Raw genomic sequence first — 16,850 nt, forward strand, 5'->3', positions numbered from 1 at the left:
TCCGCCGATCCGACGGCCCACCCGGAGCGCCCCGTGTCACGACCGGTCGTCGTGGTGCGGGGGCTCCTGGAGCAGTTGCTCCACGGCCCGGTGGGCGTCCACGAGGAGCGAACCGTACAGGCCCATCCACTCGGGGTCGGTGGTGCCCCTGCCGGCCAGGAGCCGCCGCAGGTCCTCGTGGGCGGCGTCGGTCTCCTCGACCGCCCGCCGCAGCCGGGACCGCGCCGGCCCGGAGTCCTCGGTGACGACGTGCCCGAACGCCGTCACCGCGGCCGCCAGGCAGCGGAGGAGCCGCGCGTAGCGGGCCGCCACGTCCTCTTCGGGGCGCGGTTTGGCCGTATCGCCGTCAGCGGCCTCGGTGAGCGTGTGCGTCAGGTCGCGCGTGTAGCGGGCGAGTTCCTCCAGTACGTACATCGTGTGGGCGTACGGGCCGTGCCGGTGCAGGAACCGCGTCCGGTGGCGGGCGGCGGGGTTGAGGCGGGCGCTCTCCTCCGTCCTGGCCAGGGCGTCCCGCGCCTCGCCGACGAGTTCGGCGAGGCGCCGGGCGCACCGGTCCCATTCGCGGGCGTCCCCGTGGTCCCAGGAGCCGGCCAGCCCCCGGGCGATGCGGGCCAGGCAGTCCGAGGTCGCGTCGAGGGCGGTGCTCAGCGAGTTGCGGCCGTCGCGCAGGTACACCGGGGGGCGGACCAGCATGTTGACGGCCACGCCCACGGTCGCGCCCAGCAGCGTCTCCAGCAGCCTGGCGACGGCCTGGTCGACGCTCGGGTCACCGGTGGTGAGGGTGAAGAGGGCCGCGGTGGCGCCGTAGATCCCCTGGTCCCCGAGCTTGCGCCAGTTGCCGAGGAGGAGGGTGACGGGGAGCACCAGGGCCATGGCCAGTGTCGGGTCGCCGAGTGCCATGCCGGCCGCGGTCGCGAGGGTGGTGCCCACGGCGATGGCGGCGAACTGCTCCAGGCTCTGCGCCACCGACCGGTACACCGTGGCCCGCACGAGGGCGACCGCCGCCCACGGGGCGATGAAGGCCATCGGCGCCTCCAGCACCCGGCTCGCGATGATCCACGCGACCAGGGCCGCCAGGGCGGCCTTGAGCGACTGGACGGCCAGGTCGCGTTCGCGTCCCGGCCCCGCCCAGGCGCTGCGTACCGCACGCGTCACGGACCGGGTCTCGGCGCGCAGGGTTTCGGGGAGGTGGTGCCACGGTTTCGCCATCCGGTGCAGGTGCCACGCGGCGCGCCCCCGCACACCTCCGTACCCGCCCCGGCTCCGCGCGCCCCCGGCGGCGGGGCCCACGAGCCGCCCGACGGCCGGACGCCGCCCGGCGCGGCGCGCCCTCCCTCCGTCACGCACCCGTCACGCGGCGAACCGGCGACCGTCGGACCGGCGGACCCGGACGCCGCCCGGCGCGGCGCGCCCTCCCTCCGTCACGCACCCGTCACGCGGCGAACCGGCGACCGTCGGACCGGCCGACCAGGCGATCAAGCGACCGAGGACGGCCGGCGTGATCAAGAACCGTCCAGGGTGATCACGACCTTGACGTCGTCGTCGTGCCCGGCGAAGGCGTCCCGGAAGCGCTCCAGCGGCACCCGCCGGGTGACCAGGCCGTCCAGCCACCCCTCGTCGGCCCGGGCCAGCGCCGCCGCGGCCTGCCGGTAGTGGTCGAGGTTGGCGTTCACCGAGCCGACGACCACGTCGTTCTCCAGCACCAGGTCGCGGTTGACCATCCCGGCGTCCACCGTGATGTGCCGGCCGGCGGGGGACACCCCGGTCAGGCACAGGACACCGTACGGCGAGGTGCCGGACATGGCCGCGAACACGACCTGCGCGGCGCCGGTCGCCTCGATGACCACGTCGGGCCGCAGACCGTCCATCACGTCACGGACGTCGGCGCTGTGGTACGTCGCGCCGAGGGACCGTACGAGCGCCAGCTTCGGGCCCCGCTCGACGCGGTCCAGCACGTGCACCTCCAGGCCCCGCTGCACGCCGATCAGCGCGGCGAGGAGCCCGACGGGGCCGGCTCCGGTCACGAGGACGCGCCGCGGTTCGAACCAGGAGCGGTCCCCCACCAGGTCGACCTGCCGCCACGCCTTGGCCACGACGGACGTCGGCTCCAGGAGCGTCCCCACGTGCTCCAGACGCGGATCCAACGGGACGGCGTAGTCGCACTCCACGGTCCAGTACTGCGCACCGTAGCCGTCGAGCTCCTTGATGCCCCGCTCCCGGTAGCGGCCGTTGCGGCACATGTCGAAGTGCCCGCGGGCGCACGCACCGCACGGGACGGGGTCCGGGCGGCGGACCACGCCGACCACCAGGTCGCCGGGGGAGAATCCGCTCCCGGGCGGCGCCTGCTCCACCCGCCCCAGCGACTCGTGACCGGCCACCATCCAGTCCCGTCCGTCGGGCGCGGTGCCGTACCGCCCGTCGGCGATCTCCCGGTCGGTACCGCAGACCCCCAGCGCCAGCCCCCGCACCAGCAGCTCCTGCGGGCCCGGATCGGGTGGGGGGAGTTCACGGACCTCCATCGAGGCCCCGGGGCCGGGCCGGACCGTCAGTGCGCGCATGGGTCGTCCTTCCGTTCCGTGTCGGGAGAGGGGAGTCCTGGGCGCGGTTCGCCGCTTCGGCCCGCACGTGTACGGGGCCGGTGCCGCGCCCGGCGGCGGGGGCACGGAGGCCGGACGCGCCCCGCTCCCCGCAGGGGCGCCGTGCCGGCGTACCGGAGGGGCCCGGCCCGCGCGGCAGCCCCGGGCGACGGGCTCCGGTGCCTACGGCGCCGCACGGGACACCGCCAGGCCCGACCCGATCAGACGGCGCAGCGCGATCACGGCGGCGGCCGCCAGGATGCCGTCCCACGACGGGGCACCGGCCAGCCGCACCAGGCCGGCCGCGGTCAGGAAGTCGAGCAGGACGGCCAGGGCGCGGCGGACGTCTCCCGTCAGCCGGTGGGCCGCCGCCGCCGAGACGAGACCGGCGCCGGTGACCAGCACGGCGGCGGCCTGCAGCCAGGCGTTCACGACGGCTTCCCCCCGACGGGCCGCTCCAGCGGGTCCCCGCCCCGCGCGAGCTCCGCACGCTCCTGTGCGATCTCGCGTCCGAGGAAGTAGTTGAGCGCGGTACGGATGGCCGCGATCGCCGCCAGCTGGCCGATCTCGGTGAAGCTCGGCGCGACCGCCGTGCGCAGCACGTCGCCGGCGAGCTGGAACTCCAGGCCCAGGACGAGGAAGCGCCCCAGGCTGAGCCGGATCCGGTTGAACCCGGCCACCCGGTCGCGCCGCCGCAGGCCCGCCTTGACGAACTGGACGAACGCCCAGCCGGCACCGATGAAGATGATCAGCGCTCCGGCGGACTCGACGAGCCGTACCAGGAGGCTGATGGCTTCGCGCAGGGTCGACTCGGGCAGGAGCTCCACCGACACGATCATGGGAGGCAGGTACCCCCGCACCCCGGCACCGATGCCGCCCGTGCTCCACCCGGCCCACGCCGCCGGCGCGCGACCGGCCGGCAGCCACCCCGCACCTCATGCCCCTCCTGCACCTCACGACATCCCGTACCTCACGGCGACCACGTCCCTCACATGACCACGCCCGTCACGGTGACCACGCCCGTCACGGTGATCAAGTCCCCCGTGGCGCCCCTCACCGCGAGGCGCCCCTCACCGCGGCGAGCGCCAGCGCGGTCGTCTCCTCGGGCGTGCCCTCGACGGACACCTCGGCGCCGTGCTCGTCGGGTCCCGGCGGCTCCAGGGCCTCGAACTGCGACCGCAGCAGGCTCACCGGCATGAAGTGGCCGCGTCGGGCGGCGATGCGGGCGGCGATCAGTTCGGCCGGACCGTGCAGATGGACGAAGAAGACACGTGGTGACACGGCGGCGAACCGGTCGCGGTAGCGCCGCTTGAGCGCGGAGCAGGTGATGACGCCCCCGTGGTCGAGGTGGCTCCGCAGCCACCCGGCGACCCGGTCCAGCCAGGGCGCCCTGTCCTCGTCGGTCAGAGGCACACCGGCTTCCATCTTCTCGATGTTCCCCGGCGGGTGGAGGTCGTCCCCCTCCTCGTACGGCACGCCCAGGTGCCGTGCCAGGGCCCGGCCGATCGTCGACTTGCCGGAGCCGGAGACCCCCGCGACGACGACCAGCGGAAACGCGTGATCCGGCATGTCCCCATCCCCGTTCGGTACCCGTGTCCAGGGCAGGACGGGTACCCGCGCGGCGCGCCTCGTACGCGGCGGGATCGGGCCCCGCCGCCGTACGTCCGGCGGGAGTACGGGCGCGGAGCCGGACGGCGCACGTCGGGGCACGACCCGTCGGCGGAGAGCGGGACACCGACCCGTGACGCCGCGATCGAAAGCGATCGGTCTGATTCATGCGCTTATGGCAGGGCAGTGGACCGGTGTGGTCATTCCCGTTCATGACGTGAACCCGGCGCGGCGCGTCCCCTGGGTGACGTACGCGCTGATCGCCGTCAACTTCGCCGTCTTCCTGCGCACCCCCGGCATGGCGGGCTCGCTGGTCGGCGAGGGCGGTCTGGCCCAGGCGTGCCGGCTGGAGTCGTTCCTCGGCCAGTGGGCGGCCGTGCCGCGTGAGCTGATCCACGGCCGGCTGCCGGAGCTGGTGCCCACCGGCCAGGTCGCCGTGGGACCGTCCGGTCCGGGTTGCCTGGTGGGCCCGCCCGGCTACGACAAGTCGCCGCCGCTGTCCGCGCTCACCGCGATGTTCCTGCACGGCAGCTGGCTGCACCTGCTCGGCAACATGATGTTCCTCTGGGTGTTCGGCGACAACGTCGAGGATCGCCTCGGCCGGGTGCGCTACCTGCTGTTCTACGGCCTCTGCGGCTACGCCGCCACGTACGGCTTCGCCCTGGTCGACGCCGGCTCGGCCACCCCCCTGATCGGCGCGTCGGGCGCCGTCGCCGGGGTCCTGGGCGCCTACCTGGTGCTGTACCCCGGGGCCAGGGTGTGGGTCCTCGTGCCGTTCCTGATCCTGCTGCCGCTGCGCCTGCCCGCCTGGACGGTGCTCGGGCTGTGGTTCGTCCTCCAGGCCGTGTACTCGTACGGGGCGGGCGTCTCGCAGGCCGGGAGCGTGGCGTACCTGGCGCACGTCGTCGGCTTCGTGGTGGGCATGCTGTGCGCCTGGCCGCTGCGCCGGGGCACCGTGCCGCCACCGGAACCGGGCGGACCGCTGTGGGGGAGGCGGGCACGACCCGGCCCCGCCCGGCCGAGGTGGTCGCGCCCGATCTGGTGACGGAACCGGCCACCCACCGGGCGGTGCCCCTCCCCGCGACCGAACGCCTTCCCATGGGTGGCCTCCCGAGCGTCAGGACCCGCGCGACCACAGACCCCAGGACGGGCCCCCTTCCCCGCCCCGGTGACCCGGCGGGCGGCGACCTCCACATGAACAAGTTGTTCACAACTAAGAGTTGACACCTTTTCGTGCAGTACCCCACCCTGGTCCCATGACGTCGAACCCGGACCAGCCCACCGACCCCTTCACACCTCCGCAGCCCGACCAGGCGCGGGCGCGCCGCGTGTACGCCTCCCTGATGCGCATCACCGAGCGGCACGCGGCCACCGACGAGCAGCGCCGCCGACAGGCCCACCCCACGGCCGTCGGGCCGCACGAGGCGGTCCGGCTCGTGTCGTTCCTGCTCAGCGGGGCGGCCCGGTTGCACGACGGCGAACCGGAAGTGGACCAGGCGGACATCACCGCCGCCCTGAGCCTCATCCCCCTGGTCCGCGGCGAGATGGACGAGCTGGAGGCCGGCCTCCTCCAGATGGCGCGGGGCCGCGGCATGACCTGGCAGGAGATCGCCTTCGGCCTCGGCCTCGGCACCCCGCAGGCCGCCAGGCAACGCCACGAACGCCTCACCGAACGCGCCGGCACCGACGCGGAGAGCGCGGACTAGGCGGCCCCCGGGAAGCCCGTGCTCGGCCGGCCACCCCACCCCGGACGGCCCCCCGCTCGTCACACCGGCCGCCGTATCACCGGCCCTTGCGGCGGGCTTGTCCGCCCGCCCGGTAGGTCCACCGCCCTGTACCCGGTCGACCGCCGCACCCGGAGCCCGGAGTCGCGGGAACTCGCCACCGACGACCCCGACGCCGCCCTGGCGATCCGCGACCACGAGTGGCGAGCCCGGCCCCCGAGGGCGGGGAGCGTCAGCGGTGTTGCGTCGCGTGGGGTGGTCCCCTCCGGTGGCGGGCGCTCGCCCGGTGCGCGGCGGTCGACGGCCGCCAACCGCCGCCACATGCGCGGACCGGTACCGAAAGCGGCACGCCGGCCGGACTCCTCGGCGGGGGTGCGGGGCTGTCCTCCCGCCCGTCGGCAGGGGGTCCCGGCGGGCCCGTACGCGGTGGACGCGGTGTCCTTCGGGGGCGGCGCGGGTGTGTCCCTTCGGCAGGCGCCGCGACCGAAGGGCGCCGCCGCGGCCTCCGGCCGTAGGGGCCTCTCGGGGCCGCGCCCCCCGTCGGCGCTTCGGATGTCTATAGTAGGTAGACCGAACTACCTACTTCGAGGGGTGTGCGATGGGCGGGGCCGACGAGGCGACGACGGGGTCCACCAGACCGAGGCCGGCGCGGGACCGGCTGCTGGCCGCCGCCGCGCGGCGCTTCTACGCCGACGGCGTGTCGGCGACCGGGATCGACACGATCACGGCCGAAGCGGGCGTGGCGAAGAAGAGCCTGTACAACAACTTCTCCTCCAAGGCCGATCTGGTCAGGGCCTACCTCGACGCACGGCACGAGGAGTGGCTGGAGCTGTACCGGCTGCGGCTGGAGCAGGCCCATGACCCCCGAGCCGGGGTGCTCGCGGTCTTCGACGCCTACGCCGACCACGCGGAAGCCGCCTACGAGCACGGCTTTCGCGGCTGCGGCCTGCTGAACGCGGCCGCCGAACTGCCCGCCGGCGACGAGGGGCGCGCCGTGGTGCGCCGCCACAAGGAGGAGGTCGAGCGCCTGCTCGCCGGCCACCTGGAACGACTGCTGCCCGACCGGCCCGACCGGGCGCGCGCGAGGGCGGAGCACCTCGCCTTCCTGCTGGAGGGCGCGATGGCGCGCGCCGGCCTGGAGGGCGGGAGCACCCGCCTGCGGCACGCCCGCGCGATGGCCGCGGACCTGCTGGAGCAGTGGTGAGGCAGCCGGCCGTGCCCGCCCCCCGCTCGGTGGGCACGGGATCGCTGTGCGTGCTCGCGGCCTCCGTGCTGTGGGGCACCACGGGCACCGCGGCGACCTTCGCCCCGGCCGTGGGGCCCCTGGCCGTGGGGGCGGTCGCGATGGGGCTGGGCGGACTGCTCCAAGCGCTGACGGCCGCTCCCCACATCGCCCGCCAGGCCCGGGAACTGCGTGCGCGGCGCGGTGTCGTCCTGCTGGGGGCGCTCGCGGTGGCGGTCTACCCCCTGGCGTTCTACAGCTCGATGCGTCTGGCCGGAGTGGCCGTGGGGACGGTGGTGTCGATCGGTACGGCCCCGCTGGCCTCGGCCGTGATCGAACGGGTCGTGGACCGGCGGCGGCTGTCGCGCCGGTGGAAGGCCGGCGCCGCCCTCGGTCTGCTGGGCACGGTACTGCTCTGCGTGGCCCAGGCCGCGGGACCCGCGCAGCACGGTCCGGCGGAGGCGTCCGCGGGCGCCACGGTGCTCGGTGTGGGCCTGGGCCTGGTCGCCGCGGCGACCTACGCCCTGTACTCCTGGGCGGCCCACCGGCTGATCACCCGCGGGATCACCTCCCGGGCGGCGATGGGTGCGGTCTTCGGGGTGGGCGGGGTGCTGCTCGTCCCCGTCCTGCTGGTCACCGGCGCCCCGCTCGTCGACTCCTGGCCCAACGCGGCCGTCGGCGCCTACATGGCGCTGGTGCCCATGTTCGCCGGCTACGTCCTGTTCGGCTGGGGTCTGGCCCACGTGCCCGCCAGCACGGCCACCACGCTCTCCCTGCTCGAACCGGCCGTCGCGGCGGTGCTCGCCGTGCTCGTCGTCGGGGAGCGCCTCCCCGCCGTCGGCTGGGCCGGCATCGCGCTCGTCGTCGGCTGCCTCGCCGTCCTCACCGCCCCCATCCCCTCCGCCCGGCGGCCACGACGCCGGGAAGGCCCGACGGCCCCGGCACCCGGCGGGACGGCCCCGCCACACGAGGGGACGGCCCCGGCGTACGAAGGGGCGGCGCCGGTACGGGGAGGAGCGGCGCCGGTGTACGAAGGGACGCTGCGGCAGGCCGCCGCAGCGGTTCCCGAACGCGACCAGTAGGCGGAGCCCCGCCTCGCGGGGCGCCGGACACCGGCCCGCCCCGCCCGCGGCCGCTGCGCCCGCGGGCGAGGGCCGGTGCGCTGCGCGACGACCGGCGGCCCGGCGCCCGCCCCGGCGTGACCGCGTTCCCGGCCTCGCCGGAGCCCTGCCCGCCCAAGACGGACGACAACCCGGCCGGGGCGCCGCCGCGCGGACGAAACGCGTCCCGCCCCCCGGGCACCCGGGCCGTCCGTCCCGTTCGCCGCGGCCGTCTCAGGCGGTGGCCTGGGGCTGCTCCGGGCTGAGGTAGTGCACGGCGGTCCGTGCGGCGTGAGGCGCGAGGAGGTCCCGCAGCTCCTCAGCGGCGGCCTTGAGGAGGTGGCCGTCGCGGGGGCCGTGGAGGGTCTCCAGCAGGAAGGCGACGTGGGTGGAGTCCTCGGTGACGCGGGTGCGGTGGGCGTCGCGGTGGTTCCAGTGGCGGGTGAGGACGCCCGCGGCGTCGGCGTAGACGACCTCCCCGGGCCTGGGCCGCTCGACCGTGCCGGGTTCGCCGAGCGGGGTGAACTCCTCGGTGCCGTCGGCGTGGCGGACGTCGATGTCGCCGGTGACCCGGTCGAGGTCGAAGGCGCCGGCGGGCAGGCCGTGGCGGACGGAGACGGCGTTGTACGTGTCGACGGCCGGGTTGACGCGCGGCAGGGCGCCCTTCTTGGCGAGGCGGCGGCCGAGGGCGTCGACGCTGGGGCGGGTGCGGCGGGGGTTGGTGCCGAAGGAGCGGTAGGCGGTGTGCCACGCCTCGATGCGGGGGTCGGTCTCGTCGGCGGGCTGCCAGGTGCCGAGGGCGAGTTGCCGCTCCAGCGCCTCCAGGGCGGTGGCGGTGCCGGGCCAGGGCTCGCGGCCGCGCAGACCGGTGGCGGTGACCAGGGCGATGAGGGTGTCGGGGAAGGCGTCCGCGACGGCGGGGGCGAGCCGGAGGACGGTCATGGGAGGGGTGCTCCGTTCTTTCGTGCGCAGGGCGGCGGGTGGTCAGGGCTTCCAGGGGCCCGTGCGGTCCAGGCGGCGCCGCTGCTGGAGCGCGGCGGGGACGTCGAGGCCCCGGCCCCGTTCGGTGAGGCGGTCGGCGACGGTGGTGCGGTGCTCGACGGGCTTGTGGTCGTCGTACTTGAACTTCGCCCGTACGTCGGTGACCTCCAGGCGCAGACCGCGGATGCCGGACAGCATCCGGCCGTACGGGGGCCGGTCGGCGGAGACGGGGGCGTGGTCGCCGTCGGGCTGGAAGTGGGCCATCTGGCGGCGCAGCAGCTCGGCCTTGGCCTCGGGGTCGTCGACGACGTGGGCGCGGCAGGTGAACTGGACGGCGGTGTAGTAGCTGGTGGGGACGCCGTCGGTGGGCGGGCTGCCCGGCTTGGCGCGCCAGGGGCCGGGGACGAAGGCGTAGTCGCCGAAGACGGTGAACAGGACGTTCGGGTCGTTCTCGATCGCCTTCCAGGCGGGGTTGGGGCGGGCGAGGTGGACCAGGAGGTGGCCGGGGTCGCTGGTGAAGTGGGTGGGGACGGCGACGGGCGGCCGGCCGGGCGGGCCGTTGACGGCGAGGACGCCGAAGTCGTGGCCGTCGGCGATCCAGGCCCGCCATTCGGCCTCGTCCAGGCCGGCGTCCCAGGGCTGGATGAACATGCGGTGCTCCTTGCGGGGTGCGACGTGGGGGAGGGGGGTCAGGTGAGGGCGAGGAGGCTGACGGCGACGGCGGCGGTGCCGAGTCCGACGAGCTGGCCCCGGTGGATGCGTTCGGCGAGCACGCCGCGGGCGAGCAGGACGGTGCCGGCCGGGTAGAGGGCGGTGATCACGGCGACGACGGCGAGGTCCCCGCCGCGGGCGGCCAGCAGGAACAGCAGGTTCGCCACCGAGTCCAGCACGCCGGCCGCGGCCGACATCGCGTACGCGGGCTTCTCCGACCCGAGCCTGCGGTACATCAGCCCGGCCGCGGCCAGGGTCACGGCGGAGGAGACCGCCCGGCCGACGATCAGCGGGGCCACGCCGCTGTCGGAGGGGGCCTGGTGCAGGAAGACCAGCTGGAGCGCGATCGCGGAGCCCGCGCCGAGGGCCAGCAGCAGCGCGGTACGGGAGGGGCGGACCGACCCCGTGCCGTGGCCGGCGCTCACCAGGACGACCGCGGCCAGCGCGAGCGGCAGCCCGACCATCCCGGCGGCCCCCAGGTGTTCGCCCTGCAGCAGTCCCACGCCGACCGGCAGCACGGCGGACACGAGGGCGGTGACGGGGGAGAGGACGTTCATCGGGCCGATCGCCAGGGTGCGGTAGAGCAGGGCGAACGCGGCGGCCGAGGCGACGCCGGACGCCGCGCCCCAGACGAGCGCGCCGGTGCCGAACGAGGCGCCGAGGAAGGGCCACAGCAGCAGTTCGACGGCGAGCGAGGCCGGGGCCGCGATCATCACGGTGCGCAGCACATGGGCTTTTCGGGCACCGAGTCCGCCGAGGAAGTCGGCGCACCCGTAGGCGAGGGAGCTGCCCAGGGCCAGCAGCAGAGCGATCACGGTACGTACATCCCTTACTATTTCAATGGAACGACTGAACCGTACAGCGAACCGACCGGGGTGTGTCAACCAAACGACCGGGCGGTACATCGAAGTGTTCCCCTGGTGAGGATGGTGACCGGATGACCGAGACAGAGGCAGCCCTGCGGACTCTCGCGCACAACGTCAGGACGGCCCGCACCCGCGCGGGCCTGTCCCTGGACGAGCTCGGCCGGCGCGCCAAGGTCAGCAAGGGCGCCCTGGTCGGACTGGAGAAAGCCCAGGGCAACCCGAACTTCGCCACCCTGGTCCGGCTGGCCGACACCCTCGGCGTCTCCGTCTCCGCCCTGCTGGAGGGGCCGGCCGAGGGCCGCGTCCGCGTCGTGAGCGCCGACGCCGTGATGCCGCTGTGGACCGGGGCGGAAGGCGGCGAGGCCCGCCTGATGCTGACGACCTCCGGCCCGGCCCCCGTCGAGGTCTGGCGCTGGAAGCTCCGGCCGGGGGAGGAGTACCCCAGCCACCCCCACCAGAGCGGGGTCGTCGAGACCGTCAGCGTCACCTCCGGCCGGATGACCCTGGTCGTCGACGGCGTCGAGCACCCCGTCGAAGCCGGACAGACCGCCACCTTCGACGGCGACGCCCCGCACACCTACCGCGGCGCCGGCACCGAGACCTGCCACCTGATCATGACCGTCCACATCCCGCCCGGCCCCGCCTCCGCGTGACCCGGCCCGGGCGCCGCGGGTGTCCGGTCGCGGACGGCGGCACGGAGGGGACCTGGCGCCGCGCGGGGCGGGTACGGGATGCTGCGGGCACCGCCGCGACGGCGGAACGGGCCGTCCCCGGCGCCGCCCCGGCGACCGCGCCGCCGTACCGCGTCGCACCGGGGCTTTCTCCTCGGGCGCGCACGCGCGGGCGAGGGCAGGGGCCGCCCGGCGCCGGTGCCTCCGGCGGTCGGGCTCCTTCCCGGAACCGAACGGCACGGGACGAACGGCACGGGACGAACGACACAGATCGCACAGCGCAGACCGCACGGCACAGACCGCACAGCACGCAGCGAACAGGGGGACACGCGCCGCATGACGATCGCGGACACACTTGCCCGGGTCTCGGCCACGGGCCCGTACTTCGCCGTGTCCTGCGGGCCGCGCGCCGACCCGGGGGACTTCCGCCCGCTCACCGACCTCTACACGGACCGGGAGATCCTGTCGGCGCAGGTGGCGGACCTGGTCCGCCGCATCGGCACCGACCGGCGGGTGGCGGCCTCCGCGCTCCACCTCGGCACCGCCGCACGCCTCTGGTCGATCGCCCTGGCCACGGCGGCCCTGGCCGGCCGCGTGCCCGACCTGACCCCGGACCGGCTGCACTGGCGCGCGACCGGATCCGGCACGGTCGAGCTGTGGCTGCCCGAACCGGCCGCCATGCCCGGCCGGGACCTTCCCGCAGCCCTGTACGAGACCGTCGCCGTACGCAACCTGGCCCCGCTGGGCGAGGCGCTGGGCGGGCCCTTCGGGCTGTCGCCGAAGCTGCTGCGCGGCAACGTGGCCTCCGCGCTCGCCGGAGCCGTACGCATCCTGCGCACCCACGGCCCCGACACCCCGCACCCACCGCTCCCGATCGCCGCGGCCCTGCTGGAACGGGGCCCGCTCGCGGACGCGGGCACCCTCACCCTCGCCCCGCCCGCCTACCGCCGCCGGAGCTGCTGCCTCTTCTACCGGGTGCCGGGAGCCGACTACTGCGGCGACTGCGTCCTCAACCGCGGGGAGGCGGCCCCCCTCTGACCGTCCGGACCGGCGGGCGGCACCGGGGACCGGCCGGTGCGAGCGCGCCGGCGGGCCCGTGGCCCTCCCGCGGCGGACGTGCGCGGCGACCCCGCCCGGCGTGCGGCGGGCGGGCACCCGCGGCCCCGGTCGCGGGGCGGGAGCGACCGGGGCCGCGGGAGGGCCGGATCAGTAGCCGTAGACCATCTTGTAGGCGACCTCGGGCAGGAACTGCCCGGCCGAGGAGCCGGCTCCGACGCCGCAGTTGCCGTCGGACTCGCCCGGAACCTTGATCCACAAGAGCATCTCGGCGCCTCCGCCCAGCCGGGTGGGGGTGCCGATGCGGCGGCCGGAGGGGTTGCACCACTGGCCGTTGGAGCCGTTGCCGTTGCGGCTGGTGTCCACGACGAACGGCTTGGTGTAGCCGTAACGGGCGCTCAGCTCGCTGTTGACGGCATTGCCGTAGGCCGTGTTCTCGGCCGTGGTGAAGTAGTTGGAGATGTTGAGCGAGAAGCCGTGGGCCTGCCGGAGGCCCGCTTCGTGAAGGCGCTGGGCCATGGTCGCCGCACTGGCCCAGCCGGGGTTGCCGGCGTCGAGGTAGACCCAGGTGTTGGGGGCCTGGCGGCTGAACTGGGCGAGGGCCCCGGTGAGCATGCCCTGGCGCTCGGCGATCTGAGCCTGTGTCATGCAGCCGTAGTCCCCGAGGGAGTCCGGTTCGAGGATCACGACGGCCGGGCGGTCGGCGATCCCGCCGGCGAACTGCCCGATCCACGTCGCGTAGGCGGACGGCGAAGCGGCTCCGCCCGCGGAGTGCCCGCCGCAGTAGTCGCGGTGGTAGATGTTGTAGGCGACGAGGACGGGCAGTTTGTCCGAGCGGTCCGCCGCCCCCGCGTACGCACCCGTGGCGGTGCCGATGGCGCCGCTCCACGAGCCGAACCAGCGGGCCGTCGGGGTGCCGGCGATGGAGGCGTTGATCGCGGGGGCCCGGCCGTCGCCGGGGTTGGCGGCCACCCACCGCTTGGCGCTGGAGTCGGGGTCCACGTAGAAGCCGCTGGTCATGGTGGTCGGGTCGGCGGCGTGGGCGGGCGGTGCGACGGCGAGCGCCAACGGCAGGGCGAAGAGCGCTGCCGTGAGGGCGCGGAGTCTGCGGCGCATGGCTGTACCTCGTTTTCCTGGCAGGGGTCCGCCGTACGCTCTCGTCCCGAGCGTGCGACGCGCTGAGGGGGGTGCGGTGGTACGCCGTCCCCTCGCGCCGAGGGTCTCACCGGCGGGGACGACACACCCGGAAGGCCACGCCGGGCACTGGGAGCGCTCCCACCGGAAGCGTGCCCCGTGACGCCGGAAAGCCTTGGGGGTGCGGTCGGTATCGTGTGGTGGCTCGATGAGGCTGTCAAGGGTCGACGTACGCCCGCCCGCTACATGGCGGGAAACGAGACCCCTCGTCACGCGACCGGGGCGCTCGGCCTCTTCCACGGCTTCCCGCACGTCGCCGACGCCAGGACGCCCCCGGGGCGGCCTGTTCGCCCGCTCGTCACCAGCGGCCCGCCCCCGCCACTGAAACGCGCCCCGGCGTGCGCCCTCCCGGCACCGTCCGAGCCCTTCCGGGGCGTCGAACCGGGCACCGCCCCGCCCCGCCCCGCCTGCCCGCGCTCGCGGCGCCCGCCGTCGGCCACCCGCTGGTGCCGCGCGCCCGGCCGGGACGCCCTGGGAGGACTTCGTGAGGCCGACCCTGCCGCTGATCGTCCTGCCGCACCCGGCGGAGAAGGCCGCCCTCACGCGACCCGGCCGCGAACCGCCCCCTCCCGCGCTGACACCGGCAGACAGGGGGAGTCACGCACGAACTCCCGGCGCTGCTCCGCGCGTACGACCGCGCCCACACCGACGAACTGGGGAAGGGCCCACCCCGACGAGGTGACCTGGCGCCCGCACGAGGACCCCGGTGCCATCGGCGGCATCTCGGCCACCAAACCCACGCGGCCCCCTTCATGGTCCGCGACCCCACCGCGGCCCAACCCGGCCCCGACCCGGAACCGGACGGGCTCATGGACTCGGCCGCCCCGGAGGAGTTCCGCGGCGCGCTGCCGACCGTCGAACGCCTCGCCGCCCCCCGCGGCACCGCCGCCGAACGCGTCCACGCCCGCATCGGTGACATCGCCACCGGAAACGTCGGCGCCCCCACCCGACTGCCCACCGCCGCCCACCGCTTGCCGACCGCACTCATCGGCCGCGAGTACCGGCACGACCAGTGGATCAGCGAGGTCCGCGCCGAGAACCCCGGCCACCCGCTCCCGGACGGCCCTGCCTCGGACCTGCTCAGCCACGTCGACGGCCACCTCGGCCGCGACCCCTACGCCTGACCGACGCGACGGGCCCCCCGCCCTCGTGGACTCCGCACCCGCCGGCGGTACCAGCCGGCCCCTGCGACCGCCAGGGCGGCAGTCGCCGAGGCCGTCAGGGAAAGCCACGGGGGCACCGGTCCGGAGGCGGTGACCGTCCACACCGCGGTGACGAGCAGCCAGCCGCTCGATGCCCCCAAACCGAGACCAGCCGCCGCGTCGATGCGGGCGAGCGGCCCGGAAACGGTCGCCGGCGCGGCGCGGCCTGCCGCCACGCGCGAGGCGGCCAGCGGCAGGGCCAGGGCGAGGACGAAGAGAAAGGCGATGAGCGGGGCTTGCACGTGGCCGGGCATCGGAACCCGGTAGCCGAGTGCCTGGACGGCGGCCAGTCCCATCAGCAGCGCTCCGAGGAACGCCGTCTGCAGCAGGGCCAGCCGCTGCTCGCGCCGGTTGAACCGGCTGCTGATCGTCGTCTCGGTGATCCGGACGATCTCGCCCACTTGCTCCCGGACGTCGCCCAGGTAGGCGCTGTCGTCCTCCACCACGCGCCGGAAGAGGGCGCCTGCGCGCAAGTCGGCATCAAACATGGAGTGCGGCCTGATCTCGGGCAGCGCGACGGCCTGTTCCATGGAGTGCAGCGCGATCTCCACTGTGCGCAGCGCCGAGCGGCGCAGGGTCAGCGTGCGGACCAGGCCGCTCTCGCCGACCTGCAGGTTCCTCAGCAGGGCCTGCGAGCGCAACAGTTCTCCGAAGAGTGCGGCGGACTCGTTCTCGGTGAACCGCCGGTGCAGTCCGGCGAGCTGGTCGCACTGCTCGGTCAGCAGACGCCGGAGTTCACCGAAGTCGCGGCCTTCGAGGTAGACGGCCATCTGGCGGCGCATCTTCCCCGCGTGGACCAGATACCGCACCAACGGCGCCAGCGTGTGCCGGTCGGGAGGCTGCCAGAGCCACTCGTCCAGCGCTTGCTCGGCCTCCGTGGCGGCGAGCGCGGCCAGCCGGCGGTCCCGCGCCGGGAGCCGGCCCTGTCCACCCTGCCGGGCGTGCCACACCAGTGTTCCTCCGGCCGTGCGCTGCCACAGCCGCTGCCAGTGTCCGTCCTGCAGGCCGGGGATCTCCTGGGCCAAGAGGGCGGCGGCGGCCGCAACGCCGTCTTCCGACACCAGCGTGCCGTTCCCGTGCGGGGCGCCCGCGGGCCCGGCGGTCGGGTCCGCGACGAGCGCCGTGTACACGTGATGCAGGCCGAGCAACCGTTCAGCGGGGAGCGGCCCGAGGTGCCGGGACCACCGCCTGTCCAGATCCGCCCAGGAGTCGACCTCGTTCTCGCCGGGGGCGAGCATGGTCATGAACCCCAGCACATCGTGCTCGACGAACAGGAACGCCTGGTGGACGGCCGGCCTGTCGGCGCCCCGTGCCCGGGAGCGTTCACGCGCCCGTATCAACCGCGTCCCGCCGCCGCGAGTGCGGGCGAGCTGCTCGTCCAGTTCCTCCCCGGTCGGGAAGGAGGTGTCGAGGCGCCAGCGCGCCAGAGGGGCGGACATGGCGAAGTGCTCGCAGTTCTCCCAGAGCTGCCGCACCGCGTCGACCGCCCGCGGGTCCTCGGGATCAGCAACGGCCAGGACGAGGAGCGCCCGGCTGTGCAGCACGGGGTCGGCCACCGGATCAGTCCCCCGTGCCGGGAGCCTGCTCCGGTGGACGTGGCGAAGCACCGGGTGGGTGAGCGGACACGTCCCTGATGAAGGTGTCGGCCAGCGCGAGGACGTCCGCAGGGGCCTCGGTGAGCTGCCCGGGTCCGGGTTCCTCGTCCAGGGCGGGCCGCGCCAGGGGCGGGGAGGTGAGTTCCAGCAGGCGCGCGTAGGCGTCCTGGGCCTCGGCCAGCGCTCCGTCCTCGAAGGCGGACTTCAGGCCGCGGATCTCCCCTTCGACGCGGGACCAGGACGAGGCGGTCAGCAGGTCCCAGTCCTCCGGTGCTCCCAGATGGGAGAGAACCTCGGTGTGCAGTGCGTCCCAGGCGGCGGACCGGTCGTCGTCGGGCAAGGCG

Annotated in this window: 18 protein-coding genes; 7 read left to right on the top strand and 11 right to left on the bottom strand. The window is 75.1% G+C overall.

Going from position 1 to position 16,850, the window contains the following annotated elements:
* Positions 1-36: 36 nt before the first annotated feature.
* From IE106_RS21210 to IE106_RS21230, 5 genes are all read right to left on the bottom strand, one after another.
* Positions 37-1,209, bottom strand: a complete 1,173-nt coding sequence (locus tag IE106_RS21210) for an FUSC family protein (RefSeq protein WP_189536411.1) — start codon at positions 1,207-1,209, stop codon at positions 37-39.
* 293 nt (positions 1,210-1,502) lie between these two features.
* Entirely contained in the window at positions 1,503-2,558 is a 1,056-nt protein-coding gene (locus IE106_RS21215) for a glucose 1-dehydrogenase (RefSeq protein ID WP_189536413.1), read from the bottom strand.
* Between the two features lie 201 nt (positions 2,559-2,759).
* Positions 2,760-3,008: a DUF1622 domain-containing protein gene (locus tag IE106_RS21220; protein WP_189536415.1), complete on the bottom strand. Its 249-nt coding sequence runs from the start codon at positions 3,006-3,008 to the stop codon at positions 2,760-2,762.
* Positions 3,005-3,415 (bottom strand): DUF1622 domain-containing protein, encoded by a 411-nt coding sequence (locus IE106_RS21225; protein ID WP_189536417.1) that lies wholly within the window; start codon positions 3,413-3,415, stop codon positions 3,005-3,007. Before IE106_RS21225 ends, IE106_RS21220 begins: the two co-directional genes overlap by 4 nt.
* A 214-nt stretch (positions 3,416-3,629) precedes the next feature.
* Complete coding sequence (locus tag IE106_RS21230; protein ID WP_189536419.1) at positions 3,630-4,145, bottom strand: gluconokinase; 516 nt, start codon at positions 4,143-4,145, stop codon at positions 3,630-3,632.
* A gap of 235 nt (positions 4,146-4,380) precedes the next feature.
* Here IE106_RS21230 and IE106_RS21235 point away from each other — a divergent pair, with 235 nt between their 5' ends.
* From IE106_RS21235 to IE106_RS21250, 4 genes are all read left to right on the top strand, one after another.
* The gene (locus IE106_RS21235; RefSeq protein WP_189536572.1) at positions 4,381-5,229 is read left to right on the top strand and encodes a rhomboid family intramembrane serine protease; all 849 of its coding nucleotides are present in this window, start codon (positions 4,381-4,383) and stop codon (positions 5,227-5,229) included.
* Between the two features lie 211 nt (positions 5,230-5,440).
* Positions 5,441-5,890, top strand: a complete 450-nt coding sequence (locus IE106_RS21240) for a DNA-binding protein (protein WP_189536439.1) — start codon at positions 5,441-5,443, stop codon at positions 5,888-5,890.
* A 616-nt stretch (positions 5,891-6,506) separates the two neighbouring features.
* Positions 6,507-7,112: a TetR/AcrR family transcriptional regulator gene (locus IE106_RS21245; RefSeq protein ID WP_189536441.1), complete on the top strand. Its 606-nt coding sequence runs from the start codon at positions 6,507-6,509 to the stop codon at positions 7,110-7,112.
* Positions 7,109-8,212, top strand: a complete 1,104-nt coding sequence (locus tag IE106_RS21250; RefSeq protein ID WP_229840649.1) for a DMT family transporter — start codon at positions 7,109-7,111, stop codon at positions 8,210-8,212. The genes IE106_RS21245 and IE106_RS21250 overlap by 4 nt, the downstream gene beginning before the upstream one ends.
* 252 nt (positions 8,213-8,464) lie before the next feature.
* Here the strand turns inward: IE106_RS21250 and IE106_RS21255 are convergent, their stop codons facing one another.
* From IE106_RS21255 to IE106_RS21265, 3 genes are read right to left on the bottom strand one after another with little or no spacing between them, the layout of a single operon-like run.
* Entirely contained in the window at positions 8,465-9,172 is a 708-nt protein-coding gene (locus IE106_RS21255) for a B3/B4 domain-containing protein (RefSeq protein WP_189536443.1), read from the bottom strand.
* A gap of 42 nt (positions 9,173-9,214) precedes the next feature.
* On the bottom strand, positions 9,215-9,862 hold the full coding sequence (locus IE106_RS21260) for an FMN-binding negative transcriptional regulator (RefSeq protein WP_189536444.1): 648 nt from the start codon (positions 9,860-9,862) through the stop codon (positions 9,215-9,217).
* Between the two features lie 38 nt (positions 9,863-9,900).
* A complete protein-coding gene (locus IE106_RS21265; protein WP_189536447.1) occupies positions 9,901-10,737 on the bottom strand; it encodes an EamA family transporter in 837 nt (278 codons plus the stop codon).
* A gap of 122 nt (positions 10,738-10,859) precedes the next feature.
* On the opposite strand from IE106_RS21265, the gene IE106_RS21270 reads away from it, so the two are divergent.
* Together IE106_RS21270 and IE106_RS30745 are read left to right on the top strand one after the other, a co-directional pair.
* Positions 10,860-11,441, top strand: a complete 582-nt coding sequence (locus IE106_RS21270; protein WP_189536449.1) for a helix-turn-helix domain-containing protein — start codon at positions 10,860-10,862, stop codon at positions 11,439-11,441.
* Between the two features lie 354 nt (positions 11,442-11,795).
* Entirely contained in the window at positions 11,796-12,497 is a 702-nt protein-coding gene (locus IE106_RS30745) for a (2Fe-2S)-binding protein (RefSeq protein ID WP_189536450.1), read from the top strand.
* A 168-nt stretch (positions 12,498-12,665) separates the two neighbouring features.
* Here the strand turns inward: IE106_RS30745 and IE106_RS21280 are convergent, their stop codons facing one another.
* A complete protein-coding gene (locus tag IE106_RS21280) occupies positions 12,666-13,631 on the bottom strand; it encodes a glycoside hydrolase family 6 protein (RefSeq protein ID WP_189536452.1) in 966 nt (321 codons plus the stop codon).
* 830 nt (positions 13,632-14,461) lie between these two features.
* Here IE106_RS21280 and IE106_RS21285 point away from each other — a divergent pair.
* Entirely contained in the window at positions 14,462-14,833 is a 372-nt protein-coding gene (locus IE106_RS21285; protein WP_229840651.1) for a hypothetical protein, read from the top strand.
* Here IE106_RS21285 and IE106_RS21290 read toward each other — a convergent pair.
* Positions 14,824-16,467 (bottom strand): CATRA conflict system CASPASE/TPR repeat-associated protein, encoded by a 1,644-nt coding sequence (locus IE106_RS21290; protein ID WP_189536454.1) that lies wholly within the window; start codon positions 16,465-16,467, stop codon positions 14,824-14,826. The two genes, IE106_RS21285 and IE106_RS21290, sit on opposite strands and share 10 nt — an antisense overlap.
* Before the next feature lie 4 nt (positions 16,468-16,471).
* On the bottom strand, positions 16,472-16,846 hold the full coding sequence (locus IE106_RS21295; RefSeq protein ID WP_189536457.1) for a CATRA system-associated protein: 375 nt from the start codon (positions 16,844-16,846) through the stop codon (positions 16,472-16,474).
* Positions 16,847-16,850: the final 4 nt, after the last annotated feature.

This window comes from Streptomyces roseolilacinus (assembly GCF_014649335.1).
GTDB classification, from domain to species: domain Bacteria; phylum Actinomycetota; class Actinomycetes; order Streptomycetales; family Streptomycetaceae; genus Streptomyces; species Streptomyces roseolilacinus.

Coding starts and splice junctions, on each gene's coding strand:
- IE106_RS21210 (WP_189536411.1), bottom strand. CDS start 1,209: ATGGCGAAACCGTGGCACCACCTCCCCGAAACCCTGCGCGCCGAGACC.
- IE106_RS21280 (WP_189536452.1), bottom strand. CDS start 13,631: ATGCGCCGCAGACTCCGCGCCCTCACGGCAGCGCTCTTCGCCCTGCCG.
- IE106_RS21230 (WP_189536419.1), bottom strand. CDS start 4,145: ATGCCGGATCACGCGTTTCCGCTGGTCGTCGTCGCGGGGGTCTCCGGC.
- IE106_RS30745 (WP_189536450.1), top strand. CDS start 11,796: ATGACGATCGCGGACACACTTGCCCGGGTCTCGGCCACGGGCCCGTAC.
- IE106_RS21245 (WP_189536441.1), top strand. CDS start 6,507: ATGGGCGGGGCCGACGAGGCGACGACGGGGTCCACCAGACCGAGGCCG.
- IE106_RS21255 (WP_189536443.1), bottom strand. CDS start 9,172: ATGACCGTCCTCCGGCTCGCCCCCGCCGTCGCGGACGCCTTCCCCGAC.
- IE106_RS21270 (WP_189536449.1), top strand. CDS start 10,860: ATGACCGAGACAGAGGCAGCCCTGCGGACTCTCGCGCACAACGTCAGG.
- IE106_RS21240 (WP_189536439.1), top strand. CDS start 5,441: ATGACGTCGAACCCGGACCAGCCCACCGACCCCTTCACACCTCCGCAG.
- IE106_RS21285 (WP_229840651.1), top strand. CDS start 14,462: ATGGTCCGCGACCCCACCGCGGCCCAACCCGGCCCCGACCCGGAACCG.
- IE106_RS21260 (WP_189536444.1), bottom strand. CDS start 9,862: ATGTTCATCCAGCCCTGGGACGCCGGCCTGGACGAGGCCGAATGGCGG.
- IE106_RS21215 (WP_189536413.1), bottom strand. CDS start 2,558: ATGCGCGCACTGACGGTCCGGCCCGGCCCCGGGGCCTCGATGGAGGTC.
- IE106_RS21225 (WP_189536417.1), bottom strand. CDS start 3,415: ATGATCGTGTCGGTGGAGCTCCTGCCCGAGTCGACCCTGCGCGAAGCC.